Genomic DNA, 18,671 nt, shown 5'->3' with positions numbered 1-18,671 from the left:
CGTGCCGCGTCAGCCCAGCGTCATCAGGCTGGCATTGCCGCCGGCGGCGGCCGTGTTGGTGCTGGTGGAACGTTCCAGCATCAGCAGGTCGAGCGGATAAACCTCGCCGCGTGCGATGTCGTCCGGCGCCAGGCCATGGACCAGCACGATCGGCCCCTCGCGGGCGGCGATGGCTTCGTTCAGGCGGCGCAGCGCATCGCCATCGCCCTCGAACAGGACGGCATCGAACACCGCCCCGTCATAGCTGTCGGTGATCTGCACCCAATCTTCCAGGCCGCTGGGAAGCGCCGGCATTTGCGAGCCTTCCAGCAACACGCGGTTGCCCGTGGCAAGGGCGGAGGCGATCTGCACGGCGAGCCCCCGTTCGGTGGCCGCCAGACACAGCACGGTGCCGCGTGGCGAGAGCGCATAGACATTGCGTTCGCCCACCGGGCCGGGCAGTTCCGCGATGTGGCCGAAGGGCGAGCTGTCCAGCACCGCCCCGCACATGGTGCGAATGCCGGTATCCCACTGGAAATCCACCCAGAGCCGTGCGGGGGACGGGGCCTCGCGTGCCGGCAGCAGAGCGGCCGGGCGGCGCGAGAGCAGGCGCCCGAGATAGAGCGGCCCGCCCGCCTTCGGCCCGGTGCCGGAAAGCCCGTGCCCGCCAAAGGGCTGCACGCCGACGACGGCGCCGATGATGTTGCGGTTCACATAGACATTGCCGACTTCGACCCGCGCGCCGACATGGGCGATGGTCTCATCAATGCGGGTGTGCAGGCCGAAGGTGAGGCCGTAGCCGGTGGCGTTAATGGCGTCGATCAGCCGGTCCAGGCCGTCACGGGCATAGCGCACCACATGCAGGACCGGGCCGAACACTTCCCGGGTGAGGTCTCCGATCTCGCCGATCTCGATCAGCGTCGGCGGGACGAAGGTACCGTGCGCCGCTTCCTCGCCGAGCTGAAACTGCTCCACCCGGCAACCGGCCTTGCGCAGACGTTCGATATGGGCCTCGATCCCGGCCTTGGCTTCGGCCGAGATGACCGGACCTATATCGGTCGACAGATTCACCGGATTGCCGACGCTGAGCTCCTTCAACGCGCCGCGCAGCATGGCGAGCATGCGGTCGGCGACATCCTCCTGCAGGCAGAGCACGCGCAGCGCCGAACAGCGCTGGCCGGCGGAGTCAAAGGCGGAGGACAGCACATCGGCCACCACCTGCTCCGCCAGCGCCGAGGAATCGACGATCATCGCGTTCTGTCCGCCGGTTTCGGCGACCAGCGGAATGACGCTGCCATCCGGGCTGAGCCGGGTGGCGAGCTGGCGCTGGATCAGACGCGCGACCTCGGTGGAGCCGGTGAACATCACCCCGCGCGTGCGGCTGTCGGCGACCAGCGCCGCGCCGACCTTGCCATCGCCAGGGACAAGCTGCAGCGCGCCATCAGGCACGCCTGCCTCGCGCAGGATCTCGACCGCCGTGAAGGCGATGAGCGGGGTCTCCTCGGCCGGCTTGGCCACCACCACATTGCCGGCCGCGAGCGCCGCGCTGATCTGGCCGGTGAAGATGGCGAGCGGGAAGTTCCACGGGCTGATGCACACTACCGGTCCCAGCGGCCGATGGGTGTCGCCGGAATAGCCATGACGTACCTGAGTGCCGTAATAGCGAAGGAAATCAACGGCTTCACGCACTTCGCCCACGGCGTTCGGGTAGGACTTTCCGGCCTCGCGGACGATGAGGCCGATGAGGGCGGGCAGGCGCGCCTCCATCAGCTCGGCGGCGCGGAACAGGCAGGCGGCGCGCTCGTCCGGGGGGGTGGACTGCCAGATCGGCGCCGCCGCATTGGCATAGGCCATCGCGCGGCTGACCATTTCCGGCGCGGTCTCCTCCACCGTGCCGACCGTGTCGCGATGATCGGCGGGGTTCAGCACCAGGCGGGTCGGCCCGTCCATGGTGAGAGGCCCCGCCAGCAAAGGCTTTGCCGCCACCGGCGCCGCGCTGCCCGCGAGCAGGGCGGCGGCGAGGGAGGCGAGGCGCTGTTCGTTGGAAAGGTCCAGTCCGGCCGAATTGCGCCGTTCCGCGCCGAACAGATCGGCCGGCGCGGCGATGCCGGGATGGGGGGCGCCCATCGGCTCGATGCGCTGGGCGGCTTCGACCGGGCTTTCGATCAATTCGTCGACCGGCACATCGGGATCGGCGATGCGGTTGACGAAGGACGTGTTGGCCCCGTTCTCCAGCAGGCGGCGGACGAGATAGGCCAGCAGCGTCTCATGGGTGCCGACGGGTGCGTAGATCCGGCAGGGGCGACCCAGCTTCTCGCGGCCGACCACCTCCTCATAGAGCGGTTCGCCCATGCCGTGCAGGCACTGAAATTCATATTGCCCGGCATAGTAGTTAGCCCCCGCCATCTCCATGACGGTGGCGAGCGTCTGGGCGTTGTGGGTGGCGAATTGCGGGAACACCGCGTCGGGTGCCGCCAGCAGCTTCCGGGCGCAGGCGAGATAGGCCACATCGGTGTGGATCTTGCGCGTATAGACCGGAAAACCTTCCAGACCGTCCACCTGGGCGCGCTTGATCTCGCTGTCCCAATAGGCCCCCTTCACCAGCCGGATCATCAGCCGATGGCCGGAGCGGCGGGCGAGGTCGATCAGGTAATCGACCACATAAGGGCAGCGCTTCTGATAGGCCTGAATGACAAAACCGATGCCATTCCAGCCGCTTAGTGCCTCATCGAAACAAAGCGATTCAAGCAGGTCGAGCGAGATTTCCAGCCGGTCGGCTTCCTCGGCGTCGATGTTGAGCCCGATGTCGTAATGGCGCGCCAGCTTGGCGAGCGCGGCGACGCGGGGTAGTAACTCATTGATAACGCGCGAATATTGAGCGCGGCTGTAGCGCGGGTGCAGCGCGGACAGCTTGATCGAGATGCCCGGCCCCTCATAGATGCCACGCCCGGCCGAGGCCTTGCCGATGGCATGGATCGCCTGTTCGTAATCGGTGTAATAGCGCTGGGCATCCGCTTCCGTGGTGGCGGCTTCGCCAAGCATATCAAAGGAATAGCGGAATCCCTTCGCCTCCATGCGGCGGGAATTGGCCAGCGCCTCGGAGATGGTCTGGCCGGTGACGAACTGCTCGCCCATCATGCGCATGGCGACATCGACGCCGCGCCGGATCAGCGGCTCGCCGCCGCGACCGATGAGTCTGGTGAGAGCGCCAGTGAGACCAGCCTCACTGGTCGTGGAGGTCAGCTTGCCGGTGAGCACCAGACCCCAGGTCGCGGCGTTGACGAACAGCGAGGGGCTGTGGCCGAGATGCGACTGCCAGTCGCCATGGCCGATCTTGTCGCGGATCAGCGCGTCGCGTGTGGCGCGGTCGGGAATGCGCAGCAGCGCCTCGGCGAGGCACATCAGCGCCACGCCTTCCTGGCTGGAGAGCGAATATTCGTGGATCAGCCCTTCGACCGGACCCTTCTGACCCTTGGCCCGCAGCGCTTCGACCAATTGCCGTGCGCGGGCGCGGGCGGCCTCGGCTTTCGGCGCCGGCAGGGTGGCCGGTCCGATGAGAACCGGCATCGCCTCGGTCTCCGGCACGCGATAGGCGGAGGTGACGCGGGCGCGCAGCACGCTCTGGGGCCGGATGCCGCGGGCGAAGGGGAGGAAGGGGCTGTCCCCCGACACGCCACTGAGGGTCGGGGCGGGCTCCGGCACGGTATCGACCTGCGGAACCGCTTCCAGCCCGCGCTCCGTGCGCTCGATGGCGGCGGTGAGCGCGCCCTTGACCAGAGCGTGCGGGGTGCAACCCTCCCGCTCGGCAGCGGCCCTCAGCCGGGCACGCAGGTCCTCATCGATCTTGACGCCGATCGTTGTGGTGGACATGAGGGTTCCCCAAATCTATCCGGTAAGATGATGAGGTGTAACCAAAGGCGCAAAAAGGTGCAACTCAAAAGCTGACGGGCCGGGCGACAGAGGCGTCGCTCCTTGCCACGAACGGAACATGTCGAACCGCGCGGCGTTCCGTCCCGGTCACATCGAGGATACTCCTTGGCAGGCAGGCGACCGATCCCCACCTCATCGCCATGACCCGTCTTACCCACACCCCCCTTTCCGTCCTCGACCTCTCCTTCGTCGCTTCCGACTCAAGCGGGCCGGAGGCGCTGCGCGGCACGCTGGAACTGGCGCGCCATGTCGATGGTCTCGGCTTCACCCGCTTCTGGGTCGCCGAGCATCACAACCTCGCCTCCGTCGCCTCTGGCGCGCCCGATGTGATGGCGGGGCAAATCCTGGCGGCGACCGAGCGCATCCGCGTCGGTTCCGGCGGGGTGATGCTGCCCAATCACGCCCCGCTGATGGTGGCGGAGCGCTTCAAGGTGCTGGAAGCGCTTTATCCTGGCCGGGTCGACCTCGGCCTCGGCCGGGCGCCGGGCACGGACCATCTCACCTCGCACGCGCTGCGGCGCCGGCAAGATGTCGATCCCGGCGACGATTTCCTCGACCGGCTGAAAGAGCTGATGCTGTGGGACACCGGACAGTGGCCGGCGGACCATCCCTATCGCAACATCCAGGTGATGCCGGTGGATGTGAAGCTGCCGCCGATATGGCTGCTCGGCTCGTCGGGCTACAGCGCCCGGCTCTCGGCGCAGATCGGGGTGGGCTATGCCTATGCCCATCATTTCGCCCAGCATGATGTGCTGGACGCGATGCTGAGCTACCGCGCCGGCTTCCAGCCCTCGGAGCGATTGGCGGCGCCGCATGCCATCCTCGCACTGGCTGTCGTGTGTGCGCCGACCGACGAGGAGGCGGAATATCTCGCCGGCAGCGTCGATCTCGCCCATCTGCGCCGCGCGCGCGGGCATTACGGGCCCATTCCCACCGCCGAGGAGGCGGCCGCCTATCCCTATAGCGAAGCGGATCGTGTCTTTATCCGTCGCAACCGCGACAAGGTGCTGGTCGGTGGGCCGGAAAAGGTGGCGGAGGGGCTGGAGCGGTTCCTCGACACCACGCAGGCGGACGAACTGATGATCACCACCGCCATTCCGGACATGGCGGCGAAGAAGCGCTCCTACACGCTGGTGAAGGCGCTGCAGGCGGTATCGGCGGTGGCCTGAAGCGGCACCCCTGAAACAGCGTCATCCCGGACGACCTGAGGCCGATCCGGGATGGCGGGCCGCTGCTGGCTGACGATCGCGGCTCTACGCTGCGGTCGAGATGACGTGCGAAACGGCTATGCCGGCCCGCGCGCCGGCCGCGTCACCAGCCAGATGCCGAGCGCGATGGGGACGATTCCGAGGAAATCGAGCGGCGGCACGGCCTCGCCCAGCAGCAGCCAGCCGAAGAACAGGCCGAGCGGCGGCATAAGGAAGTGCAGACTGGAGGCCGCCGTCGCCGAGGCGCGGGTGAGCAGATAGAACCACAGCCCATAGCCGCCGATGGAGACGCCGATCACCAGAAAGGCGAGGCCGCCGATGAGGTTGGCGGTGAGGCGGATGTCGCCGGTGCTCTCGGTGGCCAGCGCGACCGGGATCAGCGCCAGCCCGCCGGCCAGACATTGCACGGCATTGCCGCTCCAGATGCCGCCGCGCGGCGCGAGATATTTGAACGCCAGCGTGCCGGCGGCGAGCGCGCTGACCCCGCCGGCGATGAGCAGCGTGCCGGCCAGCGTTTCATGCGCGCCGGCAAGGCGCGAGCGCAGCACGATGACGACGCCGATCAGCCCCAGCGCGATGCCCGCCCATTTCGCCGGGCTCATCCTCTCGCCCAGCAGCGGCCCGGCGCCGAGCGCCACCAGCAGCGGCAGGCAACTCGTCAACACGGCGGTGTAGGCCGAGGAGGTGAAGGTCAGCGCCGTCCAGTTGAGGCCGAGATAGACCGCATTGTTGAGTACGCCGATGCCGATGAGGGCGACGATGTCCCGCCGCCGGATCGGCGGCAGGCCCTTTCGGCGCGCCCCGCTGTCCCACAGCGGCGCGAGTGCCAGCATCAGCGAGCCCGCCAGCAGCAGCCGCACCGCGAGCAGGATCAGCGGCGGGCAATCGGCCAGCGACAGCTTGGCCCCGGCAAAGGCCGAAGACCACAGCACGCAGAACAGCGCCACCAGCAGCGGCAGCGGCAGAAAGGTCGCCGGTGCGGCCGGGACGGCGCCGGACGGGTTCGCCTTCGATGCGGTGGGCATGCGTCGTCTCCACATGGATCGCGGAGACGTTAGGCGGCGCGGCTTGGATCGGAAAACGAGATGTTCTCATGGGGGGCATGAGAAAAGAAGATCAGAGCGCGGGCCCGGCGTCACGCCCGCCAGTCATAGATCCAGCGGTAGCGTTCCAGCACCGCGCTTTCCGGCTGAACGCGCATGACGAGGTCGCGGGCGAGGCGGGCCGGGCCCTTGAGATGATAGATGCGGTCCATGCCGCGCGCGGCGCGCTGCACGCGGGCGGTGCGTGGCTGGCGCGCGGCCTCGTAGCGGCGCAGCGCGGCGGGGATGTCGTCCGCGCCGGCCAGTTCACGCGCCAGCACCACCGCGTCCTCGATCGCCTGCGCCGCGCCCTGGGCGAGGAAGGGCGGCATGGCGTGGGCGGCGTCGCCCAGCAGCGTCACCGGCCCGTCGCCCCAGTTGGTGAGCGGGTCGAGATCGAACAGCGCCCAGCGCAGCCAGCGTTCCGGCGCGTCGAGCAAGGCGCGGGCCGGCGCGCACCAGCCGCGATAATGCGCCAGAAGCTCGTCGCGGGCGGCGGCCTCGCTCCAGCCATGCACCTCGCGCTCGTCGGGCATGACGGCGACCAGATTGATCGCCCGGCCGGCCTTGACGGGGTAGGTGACGAGATGGGCGCCGGGGCCGATCCACAGCCGGGTCACGGGATCGGTGAGGGCGGCGGGCAGTGCTTCCGCCGGCACGGTGGCGCGCCAGGCGGCGCGGTGGCGGAAGGAGGGCGCCGCCTGCGGCAGGAGTACACGCCGGACGGCTGAGCGTAGCCCGTCCGCGCCGATCAGCGCGTCGGCGCGCAGGGTCTCCGTGCCGCCGGCATGGCGCAGGTTCAACCTGACGCCGGAGGCTTCGGGCGCGAAGCTCTCCAGCGCATGGCCGAGCTTCAACGTGATGGCGGGCACCTCGCGCACGGCGGCGAGCAGGGCGCCCTGCAAATCGGCGCGGTGAATGACGAGGAAAGGCCCGCCGAACCGGGCCTCGGCCTGCGTGCCCATCGGCCCGCCGGCGAGGCGCGTGCCGGACCGACCGTCCATCACGGCGAAGGCGGTGGGGAGCACGGCTTCAGCGGCGACGCGCTCATAGACTCCGAGCGCCTTCAGGCAGCGCGTGGCATTGGCGGCGAGCTGCACGCCGGCACCGGCTTCCTCTAGAACCTCCGCCCGCTCAACGAGCGTGACGGCAAAGCCGGCCTGCGCCAGCGCAAGGGCGGCGGTGAGGCCGCCAATGCCGGCACCGGCGATGGCGAGGGAGCGGGCGGGCAAGGGCCGCGCTCAGGCAGCGGCCGGAATCTCGAACAGCGCGCCCGGCGGGTTCGATTCGGTGCCGTGCAGGTGGGAATCGAAGGTGTAGAGGGTCGAGCAATAGGGGCAGATGATCTCGCTGTCCGACCCCATGTCGAGGAACACATGCGGGTGGTCATAGGGCGGCAGCGCGCCCACGCACATGAATTCCTTGGCGCCGATGGCGATCTTCGCCACGCCGGCCGAATTGTGGAAATGGGGAACGACGTGGCCCGCCATGATGTCCGCCTGTCCGCGCTCGCGTTGAAATCGGCGCGACCATAGCCGCTGGCGGGCCTGGGTCCAAGGGGCCGGATGCCGCGCCTGTGCACGCCGCCCCCATCGCTTCGCCATAATGGCCGGGCAGACACATGAAATCGCGCGCCGCACGCCCCATATCCCGCCCATGTACCGCTTTTTCGCCGCTCTCGGCTTTCTGCTCGCCTTCGCGGGTGCCGCCCATTGGGTGGTGCCGGCGGGACGGCAGGCTTTTGCTTTGGTGAGCGCGCAGGACGATGCGGCGCGGCTCGCGGATCTGCAGCTCGCCGGCGTGCTGACCGAGGCGCGGGTGGCGCAGGAGATCGACGCGGCGCTGGCGGAGAACGATGCCGAACTGGCAGCGAGCTTTGTCGAACTGGCGCAGGAGCGCGGCGTGCCGGTGACGGCCGAGCGCCGGAGCCGTGTCGCCCTCGCCAACGCGCCGGGCGCGAGCTTCGCCCGCGGGGCGGGGAGCTTCGGCCATGGTTTCCTCACCGGGCAGGGCGAGGATATGGCCGGGCTCGCGGGTGCTGCGGCGGGCGACCTCACCGTCTGGGGCGATGTGCGCGATCTCGGTCGCGAGGCGGCGAACTGGGCGCGCGGCGAGCCGGTGGACCATTTCATGGTCAATCTCGCCGGCATCGGCATCGTGGCGACCGGGGCGACCTATGCCGCCTTCGGCGCGCCGCTGACCTTCCGCGCCGGGCTCTCGGTGCTGAAGGGCGCGCGGCGCGCCGGCGTCGTCGGCGGGCGCTTCGCGGGGAATATCGCGGCGGCGGTGCGCGGCGGCTCGAAGGCGCAACTTGCCGCCTTGGTGGGCGATCTCGGCACGGCGGGCTCGAAAGCCGGCACGCGCGCCACCTTCGCCGGGCTGCGCCATGTCGACGATGCCGCCGGTGCGGCGCGGCTGAGCGCGCTGGCGCAGGCCAAGGGCGGCAAGACGCTGGCGGTGGTGAAGACGCTGGGGCGCGGGGCGCTGTTCCTCACCGAGGCGATGGCCAAGCTCGCCTACTGGATCATCGCCGCCGCGCTGAACGTGCTCGGCCTCATCGCCTCGTTCAATGCGATGGTGGTGGCGATGCTGCGTCCGATGTGGAAGAAAAAGCGACGCCGGCCGCTGCCCCTGCCGGCGTGAGGCTCGCCGAGGAGGTTCAGATGCGCCGTTTCCTGCCGATGCTGTGCGCGCTCGCCGCGCTCGCGCTCGTCACCCTTCGAGCCGGCGCGGCGGAAAACCGCTGCGGCTGGTATGTGAACCCGACGCCGGGCAACTGGTATCTCACCGATCGCGACGGCGACTGGTGGATGCGCTCGCAGGGCGGGCTGGAGGCGGAAGGCTTCGACAACGCCCCGGAATTCGACGCCAAGCAATATGTGAAATTGCAGCCGAACGGCTATGGCTATGGCTGCGCCTGCCTCAGCGTCGACACCGACAAGGCTTCGATGAACATTACCCGCATCTATTCCGGCACGATCCTGCCTCTGTCGCGCTGCCGCAACGATAAGGCGCTGAAGAAGCCGGGCTAGAGCTTCCGATGATCGCCCTGCGTGCCATCAAGGCCAACATCACCACACTTGCCGTCGATGCCATCGTCAATGCGGCCAATTCGTCGCTGCTTGGCGGTGGCGGAGTCGACGGCGCGATCCACCGCGCGGCGGGACCGGCGATGCTGCACGAATGCCGGCTTCTCGGCGGTTGCCGGACCGGCGAGGTCAAGATGACGCGCGGCTACAATCTGCCGGCGCGCTTTGTCCTGCACACGGTCGGCCCGGTCTGGCGTGGGGGCGGGCATGGCGAAGATGCGCTGCTGGCGCAATGCTATGGCGGCAGCATTGAGCTCGCGCGCACGCATGGCCTCGGCAGCATCGCCTTTCCCGGCATCAGCACCGGGCGCTACGGCTATCCCATCGAGCGGGCCGCGGGCATCGCGGTGGCGACGGCGGCGGGCTTCCGCGACCAGCCGGGCGTGCCGGGGGAGGTCATCTTCTGCTGCTTCACCGACGCCGACCTCCGGGTCTATGAGGACCTGCTGGCCGCGCTGGAGACGTGACGCCGTCGCGCCAGCGCTTGGCAGGGCGGGGCGGGCTCATTAGCGTGCCCGCTCCCTGAACGGAGCGCGCCATGCCGACCTTCTCCCATGACGGTATCGAATTCGCCTATCTCGACGAGGGGGAGGGCGAACCGATCGTGCTGGTGCATGGCTTCGGCTCGACCAAGGAGATCAACTGGGTCGGGCCGGGCTGGGTCTCGACCCTCACCGGGGCGGGGCGGCGGGTGATCGCGCTCGACAATCGCGGCCATGGCGCTTCCGCCAAGCTCTATCAGCCCGAATTGTACGATCCCTGGCTGATGGCGCGCGACGTGCTGGCACTGATCGACCATCTCGGCCTCGGCCGTGTCGACCTGATGGGCTACTCCATGGGCGGGCGGATCAGCGCCTGCGCCGCGCTGACCGCGCCGGAGCGGGTGCGCGCGCTGGTGCTGGGCGGAATCGGCATTCACCTCATTGCCGGCGCTGGTCTGCCCATCACCATCGCCGATGCGCTGCGCGCTCCCAGTCTCGACGACGTGACCGACCCGATGGGCCGCATGTTCCGCGCCTTCGCCGACCAGACCAAGAGCGACCGGGAGGCGCTGGCCGCCTGCATCGTCGGCTCCCGCCGCACGCTGAGCCGCGAGGAGGTGATGCGGATCGCCGTGCCGACGCTGATCTGCGTCGGTACCCGCGACGAGGTCTCCGGCGCCGCCGCCCCGCTCGCGGCGCTGATATCAGGCGCGCGCGCGGTCGACATTCCCGACCGCGACCACATGCGCGCGGTGGGCGACAAGGTGTTCAAGGAAGCGGTGCTGGCGTTCCTGAGCGAGTAGGCGTGAACGCGCGTTTACAGCCCGCGTTCTGTGAACTATAGTTCACATTCATGATCGAGGTGCGGCAGACGGCTGAGTTTGTTGCCTGGTTCCGTGGCCTCAGGGATAGGCAGGCTCGGGCGCGGATCGATACGCGCATCGCCCGTCTTGCCGGCGGCAATGTCGGCGATGCCAAGCGTGTCGGGAGCATCAGCGAACTGCGGATCGACTACGGGCCGGGCTACCGGCTCTATTTCACCTGGCGTGGGACGGAGCTGGTGATCCTGCTCGCAGGAGGCGACAAGCGCACGCAGACCCGCGACATAGCTCTCGCCACCCGCCTCGCGGCCGAATGGGAGGAGTGAACATGGCGTTGGAGACGACCACGTGGGATCCAGCTGACCATATCGAGACGGCCGAAGATGTCGCCGCCTATCTGGAGGCGGCGTTCGAGGATGGCGATCCGGCGGTGATCGCCACGATGCTTGGCGCGATCGCTCGCTCCAAGGGCATGACGAAGATCGCCCGGGATGCCGGTGTGACGCGCGAGGCGCTGTACAAGGCGCTGAGCGCGGACGGTGATCCGCGCCTCTCCACGCTGCTCGGTGTCGTGCGTGCGCTCGGGCTCACGCTCACGGTGGCGCCGAAAAGCGCGGCGTGAGTCGGTCCGCCGGCCTAAAAGCAGAGTCGGATAAGCGGTTTGCCGGGCAACGTTCACATTCCGATTCCGCCCCGGGCTCCGCGCCGTGTGCCGTCCCGGTGCGGACGCGGGAGTGAGGTCGCCGGTCAGGCGGAATAACGGAGTCGGCGGAATCGCTTGCGCGGGAAAGCTGATATTTCGATTCCGTGCCGTGTCAGCCTTGCCGTTATCCCTCCGGGCACCGGAACGCGACAATGCAATCCTGCAATCCCGGCAGCGTAGGCCGATGCGGGCCGTTGTGCTAGGTTCGGTCCAACTCGGGACATCTGGCCGACGCCGCAACGGCGAATGGCGAGGGTAGAAAAATGGCTGTGAACACTCTTCAGCGCGCCGAGGCGCCGCGCGCGCTCGACAAGGTCGATCCGGTCTGGGCGCGCATCCGCGCGGAAGCCGAGACCATCACCCAGCGCGAGCCGGCGCTTGCCAGCTTCGTCTATTCGACCGTGCTCTACCACACCTCGCTGGAGCGGGCGGTGGCGCACCGTATCGCCCAGCGGCTCGATCATGGCGACGTGCCGGCGGATATCATCCGCCAGGCCTTCGAGGAAGCGGCGGCGGACGATCCGGGGCTTGGCGTCGCCATCCGCGCCGACATCGTCGCCGTGCTCGACCGCGATCCGGCGACCGACCGGGCGATCCAGCCCTTGCTCTATTACAAAGGCTTCCACGCTATCCAGACCCACCGTCTGGCGCATTGGCTGTGGAAGAACGGGCGTACCGATTTCGCGCTCTATCTGCAGAGCCGCTCCTCGGCGGTGAATCAGGTGGACATCAACCCGGCGGCGCCGTTCGGTCGCGGCATCTTCTTCGACCATGCCACCGGCATTGTGGTGGGCGAGACTGCGGTGATCGAGGACAATGTTTCGGTGCTGCAGGGCGTGACGCTGGGCGGCACCGGCAAGGAGCATGGCGACCGCCACCCGAAGATCCGCCACGGCGTGCTGCTCGGTGCCGGCGCCAAGGTGCTCGGCAATATCGAGGTGGGCCATTGCGCCCGTGTCGCCGCCGGCTCGGTGGTGCTGAAGCCCGTGCCGGCGCGCACCACCGTGGCGGGGGTGCCGGCCAAGGTGGTGGGGGAGGCCGGCTGTGCCGAGCCCTCGCGCAGCATGGACCAGATGTTCGACCATTTTGCCGATATGCCGACCTTTCTCGGCGAGGCGATCTGAGGCGCGGGGCGTTCGGCGCGCCGGTGTGAACAGGCGATTGCGCCGGTGCGGTTGCGCCGGCCGTCGCGCCGTGGCAAGCCTGCCGGCCGATCAACCCCCTTGGGAGCACGGATTTGGAAAAGAAGGACCTGGAACGCGTCCAGACCTATATGCGGCGCCTGTTCACCAACACCCAGCTGCGCGTCGTCGCGCGTCCGAAGAAGAAGGATTCGGCCGAGGTCTATCTCGGTGACGAGTTCATCGGCGTCCTGTTCGAGGACAAGGAAGACGGCGAACTGTCCTATAATTTCCAGATGGCCATTCTCGACACCGATCTCGAGGACTGAGGACGATGCCGGTCTACGCGCTCGACGGTGTGGCGCCGGAACTCCCGGCGCTCGGCCGCTACTGGATCGCCCCCACCGCCGAGCTGATCGGCAATATCGTGGTGGGCGACGAGGCGAGCGTGTGGTTCGGCTCGGTCATTCGCGGCGACAATGAGCCGATCACGCTCGGTGCCCGGGTGAACATCCAGGAACTGTGCGTGCTGCACACCGATCCCGGCTTCCCCCTGACCATCGGCGAGGACTGCACCATCGGCCACAAGGCGATGCTGCATGGCTGCACGATCGGCGCCAACAGCCTGATCGGCATGGGGGCGACCATCCTCAACGGCGCGAAGATCGGCCGCAATTGTCTGGTGGGCGCGGGCGCGCTGGTGACCGAGGGCAAGGAATATCCCGACAACTCGCTCATCGTCGGGGCGCCGGGCAAGGTGATCCGCAGCCTCGACGAGGCGATGGAGAAGCGCATCCACGGCACCGCCGCGCATTATGTGCGCAACTGGCGGCGCTTCGCCGAAGGGCTGCGCCGGATCGACTGAGGGGCGGGGCGCCCCAGCTTCGGCCATAGTCTCCGGCCAGTCTTCGCGCAGGGGGCATCCCTGATTTGGATTCGCGGGGACCCGGATGGATACGATCAAGACAGAGCGGCTGATCCTGCGGAATTTCCGCCCCGAGGATGCGCCCGACCTGCTGGCCTATCTGCGGGAGCCGGGCGCCAGCTGTTTTCTCTCGCTCAAGCTGGACGATCTCGCGGCGGCGGAGGCCGAAGCGACGGAGCGCGCCGGCAGCGACGAGAACATCGCCGTCTGTCTTGCCGCGACCGGCCGGGTGATCGGCGACGTGTTCGCCATGCCCGAGCCGCCCGACACTTATTCCGTTGGCTGGAACTTCAATGCGGCGTTCTCCGGGGCTGGCTTCGCCACCGAGGCGGCGCGGGCGCTGTTCGACTATCTGTTCACGGTGAAACAGGCGCGGCGGCTCTATGCCTATGTCGAGGAGGACAATGTCCCCTCGCGGCGGCTCTGCGAGCGGCTTGGCATGCGGGTCGAGGGGCTGTTCCGGGAGTTCATCTCCTTCCGGGAGGATGAGCACGGCAACCCCGTCTATGAGAACACGCTGCAATACGCCCTGCTGCGCAAGGAGTGGCAGGCGGCCGGCTAGTTGCGGCCGACCGAGAGGGGCGCCAGCACGTCGCCGAGCGAGACCCAGCTGTCGGTATCCTGTTGCGCCTGGCGCTTGACGAAACGATAGCCGGTTTCGTGCCAGAGCAGGATGGCCGATTCCTGATTGTCGAGCACGAGGTCGCCGCGGTCCGTCACCACGGTGAGAACCGCGTGGCCGTCGCCCTTGTGGTCGCGGACCACGGTGACCAGCAGCGTGTCCGCCGGCCAGCCGAGGTCGACCAGCGTGCGGCGCTTGAGCAGAACATAATCCTCGCAATCGCCGAAGCCGTCGTCAGGATAGGTCCAGCGCTCGATCTCGCCGTAATGTTCGAGATCGGTCAGCGGCTGGATGCGGCCGTTGATGTCGTCATTGACCGTGCGCAGCTGGGCGAAATTGGCCTCCGTCAACGCCACCTTGCCGCCGGTGCTGCCGGCCGAGCCGCAATCAGTGAGGTGCTCGGTGCAGAACTGGAAATAGCCCATCGGCACGCTGGTCTGCGCGCCGGGCGCCATGTTGGCGGCGAAGCTGGAGAGCATCGCCACCGTCTTCTCCGCCTGTGCGGGCTCGGCGGGCGTCAGCACCGCCGCAAAGGCAGCCGCAACAACCGCCTGACCCGCCGCGAGAAGGGCCCGTTCGAGCCTCTTTTTCATCGCGTACCTCATCCCTGTCACTGGATGAGAGCTTAGCGCGAAGGATTTTATACGCGTCTAAGCGATGGCGGCGATTCATCACTACGACGGATAGGGAACGTTAATAGGTTTTTTATTGGCGTTAACCACAGCAATAGGTAAACTGTTCATCACGCCGCTTAAGCCGGCGGAAACGGGTTTCAGCCCGGTGCGGCGCGCTGCGACCTTGCCGCCATGCGGCGGGACGCCTATGTGATCCGTGTGCTTGAACCGCCCCGCCTTGCCGCCCACAGACGCGAACCGCTTCTCAACGTGCCGCCGGTAATCACCGTGCTGGCGGCGGCGATGCTGCTTATCCAGCTGGTGCGCGACTGGGTGGATGTCGAGACGGGCATTGAGATCCTGGCGCTGTTCGCCTTCATTCCCGCCCGCTACGACCCCTCCGTTCTCGCCGACGGCGTATTGCCGGGCGGGGTGGCGGCGGATGCGTGGACCTTCATCACCTATGCCTTCCTGCATGGCGGCTGGGCCCATGTCGGGCTGAATCTCTTATGGATGCTCGCCTTCGGCACGCCGGTGGCGCGCCGTTTCGGCGTGCTGCGCTTCCTCTCGTTCTTCGCCTTCACCGCCGCGGCGGGGGCGGGGCTGCATCTCGTCACCCATGAGGGCGAACTGGTGCCGATGATTGGCGCCTCGGCGGCAGTATCCGGCTTCATGGCGGCGGCGCTGCGCTTCATGTTCGCCGATGGCGGCCGGGCGTGGCGGCCGGGCGTCGCGGAGCAGGCCGTACATGCCCCGGCCCCGCCGCTGATGGACGTGATGCGCGACCGGCGGGTGATCGGATTCGTCGTTGTGTGGTTCGTCATCAACCTCGCCTTCGGCCTCGGCGAACCGGCCGGCCTGGTCGATGGCAGCATCGCCTGGCAGGCGCATATGGGCGGCTTCCTCGCCGGGCTGCTGGCGTTCCCGCTGTTCGACCCCATCCGCCGCCGTCCCGGCAGCGACAGCTATTCCCGCACCTCCCGCTTCTAAGTCGCCGAACTGTTTGCCGCCGCGCCCCTTGCCTGCCGGAAGGTTAAGGCGGATCATTCCGCCATGGCTCGCCCCGATGTGGGGAAGAAGCCGAACAAAGCGGGCGGTGGATGGAGCGCGTTCCAGCCGTCCCGCATTCCGGGAAGGAGGCTTGCATGACGGTTCGGACGATTCTTGAAGAAAAGGGCTTCGATGTTCAGACGATCGCCCCCGAGGCGACGCTGCGTGAGGCGACGGAGCTTTTGGCGGCCAAGCGCATCGGCGCCATCGTTGTGACGGACCCCGAGCGGCGGGTGGTCGGCATTCTCTCGGAGCGCGACGTGGTGCGCGTGATCGGCCTCGACGGACCCGATCGGCTCGATGACACGGTCAGCTCGGTGATGACCTCGCGCGTCGTCACCTGCGAGGGCAATGAGACGGTTCACCAGATCATGGAACACATGACCGCCGGCCGCTTCCGCCACCTCCCGGTGGTGCAGGGCGGCAAGCTGATCGGCATCATCTCCATCGGCGACGTGGTCAAGCAGCGCCTGGCCGAGATGGAGCGCGAGAGCCACGCCATGCGGGAATACATCCTCTCGGCGTGATCGCGGCCGTGTAAGGGCGTCATCCCGGACGGCCGCAGGCCGATCCGGGATCGCGCGCGGGCGGGGGAGGGGGGCTGGCTTTGCACCGTCGCCTCCGGCCGTGATGACGGCGAAAGCAAAGCGGCCGGAAGCTGGCGCCGCTAGAAGCGCGGCGTGTCGGTCTTCTTCGTCAGCCCGTAGACCTTGGCCGGATCGAACAGCGGGCCGTCATCATTGACGGCGAGCGTCAATTCCGGCGTAGGCGCCGCGCCCAGCGGCACGGAACGGAAGAAGCAGGAGCGGTGCCCGGTGTGACAGGCCGCGCCGGGCACGCCGGGGCCGAGCGGGGGCATGCGCACGCGCAGGACCACCGCGTCCTGGTCGCAATCGACCCGCAGTTCGACCAGCTGCTGGAGATGGCCGCTTTCCTCGCCCTTCTTCCACAGCCGCCCGCGCGAGCGGCTGAAATAATGCGCCACGCCGGTCTCGATGGTCAGGGCCAGCGCCTGCGCGTTCATGTGCGCGACCATGAGCACGGTGCCGTCATCGGCATCGACGGTCACGGCGGTGAGCAGGCCATCGGCGTCGAATTTCGGGGAGAGGCGTTCGCCCTCCTCGATCTCGGCCTTGCTGCCGCGGGGGGCGAAGGAAATCTCGGTCATCGAAGCCTGTGCGGAGGCGACGCCCCTACGGACGCAGGCCGCGCAGCAGGCTCATGAAGCGAACCTGCTCCTGCGGATCGTCGCGGAAAACGCCGGTGAACTGGGTGGTGACGGTGGACGCGCCCTGTTTGCGCACGCCGCGCATGGCCATGCACATATGCTCGGCCTCGACCAGCACGGCGACGCCGCGCGGCTTCAGGATCTCGTCCATCGCGGTGATGATCTGCGAGGTCAGGTGCTCCTGCGTCTGCAGGCGGCGGGCATAGATGTCGACAATGCGCGCGATCTTGGAGAGGCCCACCACGCGCTCGACCGGGAAATAGGCGATGTGCGCCTTGCCGACGAAGGGCACCATGTGGTGCTCGCAATGGGAATGGAACTCGATGTCGCGCACCATCACCATGTCGTCGAAATTGCCGATCTCGCCGAAGGTGCGGTCGAGAATGGTTTCCGGCCCGATGCGGTAGCCGCTGTAGAGTTCCTCATAGGCGCGCACCACGCGCTTGGGCGTGTCGAGCAGGCCCTCGCGGGTCGGGTCGTCGCCGGCCCAGGCGATGAGCGTGCGGACGGCGGCCTCGGCCTCCTCACGGGAGGGGCGGCGCGCGGTGGACGCCTCCTTCTCGCTCTGGGCGCTGCGCATCAGTGTTTCAAGCACGGCATCCATGACGAACTCCGTTCGACGACGCATTATGATCCGCAGCCCGACTGCTTCGGTCAAATGCGTCCTACGTGCCAATACCCGCCACGGATCAGCATCATACCGACCATAGCTGCCCGGCGCGCCTGCCGAAAGACAGATCGCGTCCGCTGCTTTCGCAGGGGGGCGACCGCTCCTATATAAGCCAGGCAGGGCTGGCCGCAATCGGGCGGACGCGGCCTGTGCGGGGATCACCGCCCGTCGTGCAGGGATCGAGCCTTATGCTGAACGACGTCTATAACCGCCGGATATTGGAACTCGCCGCCGACATACCACGCCTTGGCCGCCTCGCGGCCCCCGATGCGACGGCAACGGCGCATTCCAAGCTTTGCGGTTCCACCGTCACCGTCGATCTCGCGCTGCGCGACGGCGTGGTGGCGGATTTCGCCCATGAGGTGCGCGCCTGCGCGCTCGGTCAGGCCTCGTCCTCCGTCATGGGCGCGCTCATCGTCGGTTCCACGGCGGACGAGTTGCGCGCCGTGCGCGAGGCGATGCGGCGGATGCTGAAAGAGAATGGCGCGCCGCCGGAAGGCCGCTGGGCCGAGCTGAAGGTGCTGGAGCCGGTGCGCGACTACAAGGCACGCCACGCCTCGACGCTGCTCACCTTCGACGCCGTGGTCGACGCCCTCGATCAGATCGCGGCGCGCGCGGCGCAGGCGGCAGAGTAGGGGCGCGGCTCAGCGCTCGGTGAAGAAGGTGAACAGCACCTCGTCCTTCGGGCCGGTGAGGCAGAGGAAGCGGTTGGCGGTGTCGGAGCGGTCGCGTTGGATATAGGCCTCGCCCATGATCACGCCCTTGACGGCGGTGGTGCCGAGCGTGCTCTCGGATTCGGCGATGGTGAGGCCGTCCACGTCGATATAGATGTCCTCGATCGAGGGCGAGCGCTGCTTCAGCTTCGCCAGCGCATCGGCCTTGCAGGCGGCGACACGCTGCATGTCCGGGTCCACTTCCGGCGAATTGGCGGCGGAGGGCTCCGGCTGCGTGCCGCCGGCCGGGCCGGGGGGGACATGCGTGTCCGCCGGCGGCTGCTGCGCGAAGGCCGGGGCGGCCAGGCAAAGACCGGCCGCCAGCGCCGCCATCGTCCAGAATCGGGTGTCCGTCATCATCTGCTCCCGGGCTGCCGACCGGCCTGCGCGCCGGCGTGTCACGGGGGCAACGCGGCGGAGTCGCGCCGGTTCCC

The 18,671-nt window shown here is 68.2% G+C and carries 22 protein-coding genes; 14 read left to right on the top strand and 8 right to left on the bottom strand.

All coding sequences use genetic code 11. The features are described 5' to 3' along the window. Nucleotides 1-9: 9 nt before the first annotated feature. Nucleotides 10-3,849, bottom strand: a complete 3,840-nt coding sequence (putA, locus tag J2S75_RS03795) for a trifunctional transcriptional regulator/proline dehydrogenase/L-glutamate gamma-semialdehyde dehydrogenase (RefSeq protein ID WP_307018321.1) — start codon at nucleotides 3,847-3,849, stop codon at nucleotides 10-12. 200 nt (nucleotides 3,850-4,049) lie between these two features. Here putA and J2S75_RS03790 point away from each other — a divergent pair, with 200 nt between their 5' ends. Continuing rightward, complete coding sequence (locus J2S75_RS03790; RefSeq protein WP_307018319.1) at nucleotides 4,050-5,078, top strand: LLM class flavin-dependent oxidoreductase; 1,029 nt, start codon at nucleotides 4,050-4,052, stop codon at nucleotides 5,076-5,078. Nucleotides 5,079-5,194: 116 nt separating this feature from the next. On the opposite strand, the gene J2S75_RS03785 is transcribed toward J2S75_RS03790, so the two are convergent. The 3 genes from J2S75_RS03785 to J2S75_RS03775 form a co-directional block, all read right to left on the bottom strand. Further along, nucleotides 5,195-6,142: a DMT family transporter gene (locus J2S75_RS03785; protein WP_307018317.1), complete on the bottom strand. Its 948-nt coding sequence runs from the start codon at nucleotides 6,140-6,142 to the stop codon at nucleotides 5,195-5,197. Nucleotides 6,143-6,252: 110 nt separating this feature from the next. Then, nucleotides 6,253-7,431 carry an FAD-dependent monooxygenase gene (locus J2S75_RS03780; protein WP_307018315.1) on the bottom strand — a complete coding sequence of 393 codons (1,179 nt, stop codon included), beginning with the start codon at nucleotides 7,429-7,431 and terminating at the stop codon, nucleotides 6,253-6,255. Between the two features lie 9 nt (nucleotides 7,432-7,440). Next, entirely contained in the window at nucleotides 7,441-7,689 is a 249-nt protein-coding gene (locus J2S75_RS03775; RefSeq protein WP_307018313.1) for a zinc-finger domain-containing protein, read from the bottom strand. Between the two features lie 166 nt (nucleotides 7,690-7,855). On the opposite strand from J2S75_RS03775, the gene J2S75_RS03770 reads away from it, so the two are divergent. The 10 genes from J2S75_RS03770 to J2S75_RS03725 all read left to right on the top strand — a co-directional run bounded on the left by J2S75_RS03770 (nucleotide 7,856) and on the right by J2S75_RS03725 (nucleotide 13,902). Next, nucleotides 7,856-8,842, top strand: a complete 987-nt coding sequence (locus J2S75_RS03770) for a hypothetical protein (protein WP_307018311.1) — start codon at nucleotides 7,856-7,858, stop codon at nucleotides 8,840-8,842. Between the two features lie 20 nt (nucleotides 8,843-8,862). Next, the gene (locus J2S75_RS03765) at nucleotides 8,863-9,231 is read left to right on the top strand and encodes a DUF4087 domain-containing protein (RefSeq protein WP_307018309.1); all 369 of its coding nucleotides are present in this window, start codon (nucleotides 8,863-8,865) and stop codon (nucleotides 9,229-9,231) included. Between the two features lie 8 nt (nucleotides 9,232-9,239). After that, nucleotides 9,240-9,755 (top strand): O-acetyl-ADP-ribose deacetylase, encoded by a 516-nt coding sequence (locus tag J2S75_RS03760; protein WP_307018308.1) that lies wholly within the window; start codon nucleotides 9,240-9,242, stop codon nucleotides 9,753-9,755. Nucleotides 9,756-9,826: 71 nt separating this feature from the next. After that, nucleotides 9,827-10,573, top strand: coding sequence for an alpha/beta fold hydrolase (locus J2S75_RS03755; protein WP_307018306.1), 747 nt, complete (start codon nucleotides 9,827-9,829; stop codon nucleotides 10,571-10,573). Between the two features lie 50 nt (nucleotides 10,574-10,623). After that, on the top strand, nucleotides 10,624-10,917 hold the full coding sequence (locus tag J2S75_RS03750) for a type II toxin-antitoxin system RelE/ParE family toxin (RefSeq protein WP_307018304.1): 294 nt from the start codon (nucleotides 10,624-10,626) through the stop codon (nucleotides 10,915-10,917). A 2-nt stretch (nucleotides 10,918-10,919) separates the two neighbouring features. Further along, on the top strand, nucleotides 10,920-11,213 hold the full coding sequence (locus J2S75_RS03745) for an addiction module antidote protein (protein ID WP_307018302.1): 294 nt from the start codon (nucleotides 10,920-10,922) through the stop codon (nucleotides 11,211-11,213). 344 nt (nucleotides 11,214-11,557) lie between these two features. Beyond that, a complete protein-coding gene (gene cysE, locus J2S75_RS03740) occupies nucleotides 11,558-12,418 on the top strand; it encodes a serine O-acetyltransferase (RefSeq protein ID WP_307018300.1) in 861 nt (286 codons plus the stop codon). A gap of 113 nt (nucleotides 12,419-12,531) precedes the next feature. Then, nucleotides 12,532-12,744: a DUF3126 family protein gene (locus tag J2S75_RS03735; protein ID WP_018391302.1), complete on the top strand. Its 213-nt coding sequence runs from the start codon at nucleotides 12,532-12,534 to the stop codon at nucleotides 12,742-12,744. Between the two features lie 5 nt (nucleotides 12,745-12,749). Further along, nucleotides 12,750-13,280, top strand: coding sequence for a gamma carbonic anhydrase family protein (locus tag J2S75_RS03730; RefSeq protein ID WP_307018297.1), 531 nt, complete (start codon nucleotides 12,750-12,752; stop codon nucleotides 13,278-13,280). Nucleotides 13,281-13,365: 85 nt separating this feature from the next. Further along, nucleotides 13,366-13,902, top strand: coding sequence for a GNAT family N-acetyltransferase (locus tag J2S75_RS03725; RefSeq protein ID WP_307018296.1), 537 nt, complete (start codon nucleotides 13,366-13,368; stop codon nucleotides 13,900-13,902). On the opposite strand, the gene J2S75_RS03720 is transcribed toward J2S75_RS03725, so the two are convergent. Further along, nucleotides 13,899-14,555 (bottom strand): transglutaminase-like cysteine peptidase, encoded by a 657-nt coding sequence (locus tag J2S75_RS03720; RefSeq protein ID WP_307018294.1) that lies wholly within the window; start codon nucleotides 14,553-14,555, stop codon nucleotides 13,899-13,901. The two genes, J2S75_RS03725 and J2S75_RS03720, sit on opposite strands and share 4 nt — an antisense overlap. A gap of 213 nt (nucleotides 14,556-14,768) precedes the next feature. On the opposite strand from J2S75_RS03720, the gene J2S75_RS03715 reads away from it, so the two are divergent. Then, the gene (locus J2S75_RS03715) at nucleotides 14,769-15,566 is read left to right on the top strand and encodes a rhomboid family intramembrane serine protease (RefSeq protein ID WP_370874074.1); all 798 of its coding nucleotides are present in this window, start codon (nucleotides 14,769-14,771) and stop codon (nucleotides 15,564-15,566) included. A 155-nt stretch (nucleotides 15,567-15,721) separates the two neighbouring features. Then, nucleotides 15,722-16,153: a CBS domain-containing protein gene (locus tag J2S75_RS03710; RefSeq protein WP_307018290.1), complete on the top strand. Its 432-nt coding sequence runs from the start codon at nucleotides 15,722-15,724 to the stop codon at nucleotides 16,151-16,153. Nucleotides 16,154-16,293: 140 nt separating this feature from the next. Here the strand turns inward: J2S75_RS03710 and hisI are convergent, their stop codons facing one another. Together hisI and folE are read right to left on the bottom strand one after the other, a co-directional pair. Next, nucleotides 16,294-16,794 carry a phosphoribosyl-AMP cyclohydrolase gene (hisI, locus tag J2S75_RS03705; RefSeq protein WP_244376271.1) on the bottom strand — a complete coding sequence of 167 codons (501 nt, stop codon included), beginning with the start codon at nucleotides 16,792-16,794 and terminating at the stop codon, nucleotides 16,294-16,296. A gap of 25 nt (nucleotides 16,795-16,819) precedes the next feature. Continuing rightward, nucleotides 16,820-17,458, bottom strand: coding sequence for a GTP cyclohydrolase I FolE (gene folE, locus J2S75_RS03700; protein WP_307018288.1), 639 nt, complete (start codon nucleotides 17,456-17,458; stop codon nucleotides 16,820-16,822). Nucleotides 17,459-17,712: 254 nt separating this feature from the next. Between folE and J2S75_RS03695 the strand changes: the two genes are divergently transcribed. After that, nucleotides 17,713-18,159, top strand: coding sequence for an iron-sulfur cluster assembly scaffold protein (locus J2S75_RS03695; protein WP_307018286.1), 447 nt, complete (start codon nucleotides 17,713-17,715; stop codon nucleotides 18,157-18,159). A 9-nt stretch (nucleotides 18,160-18,168) separates the two neighbouring features. Here the strand turns inward: J2S75_RS03695 and J2S75_RS03690 are convergent, their stop codons facing one another. Next, nucleotides 18,169-18,594, bottom strand: a complete 426-nt coding sequence (locus J2S75_RS03690) for a hypothetical protein (RefSeq protein WP_307018285.1) — start codon at nucleotides 18,592-18,594, stop codon at nucleotides 18,169-18,171. Nucleotides 18,595-18,671: the final 77 nt, after the last annotated feature.

The sequence above is a fragment of the Ancylobacter polymorphus genome (genome assembly GCF_030813495.1).
Lineage (GTDB): Bacteria > Pseudomonadota > Alphaproteobacteria > Rhizobiales > Xanthobacteraceae > Ancylobacter > Ancylobacter polymorphus.
This window is presented reverse-complemented; position numbering and strand designations above follow the sequence as displayed.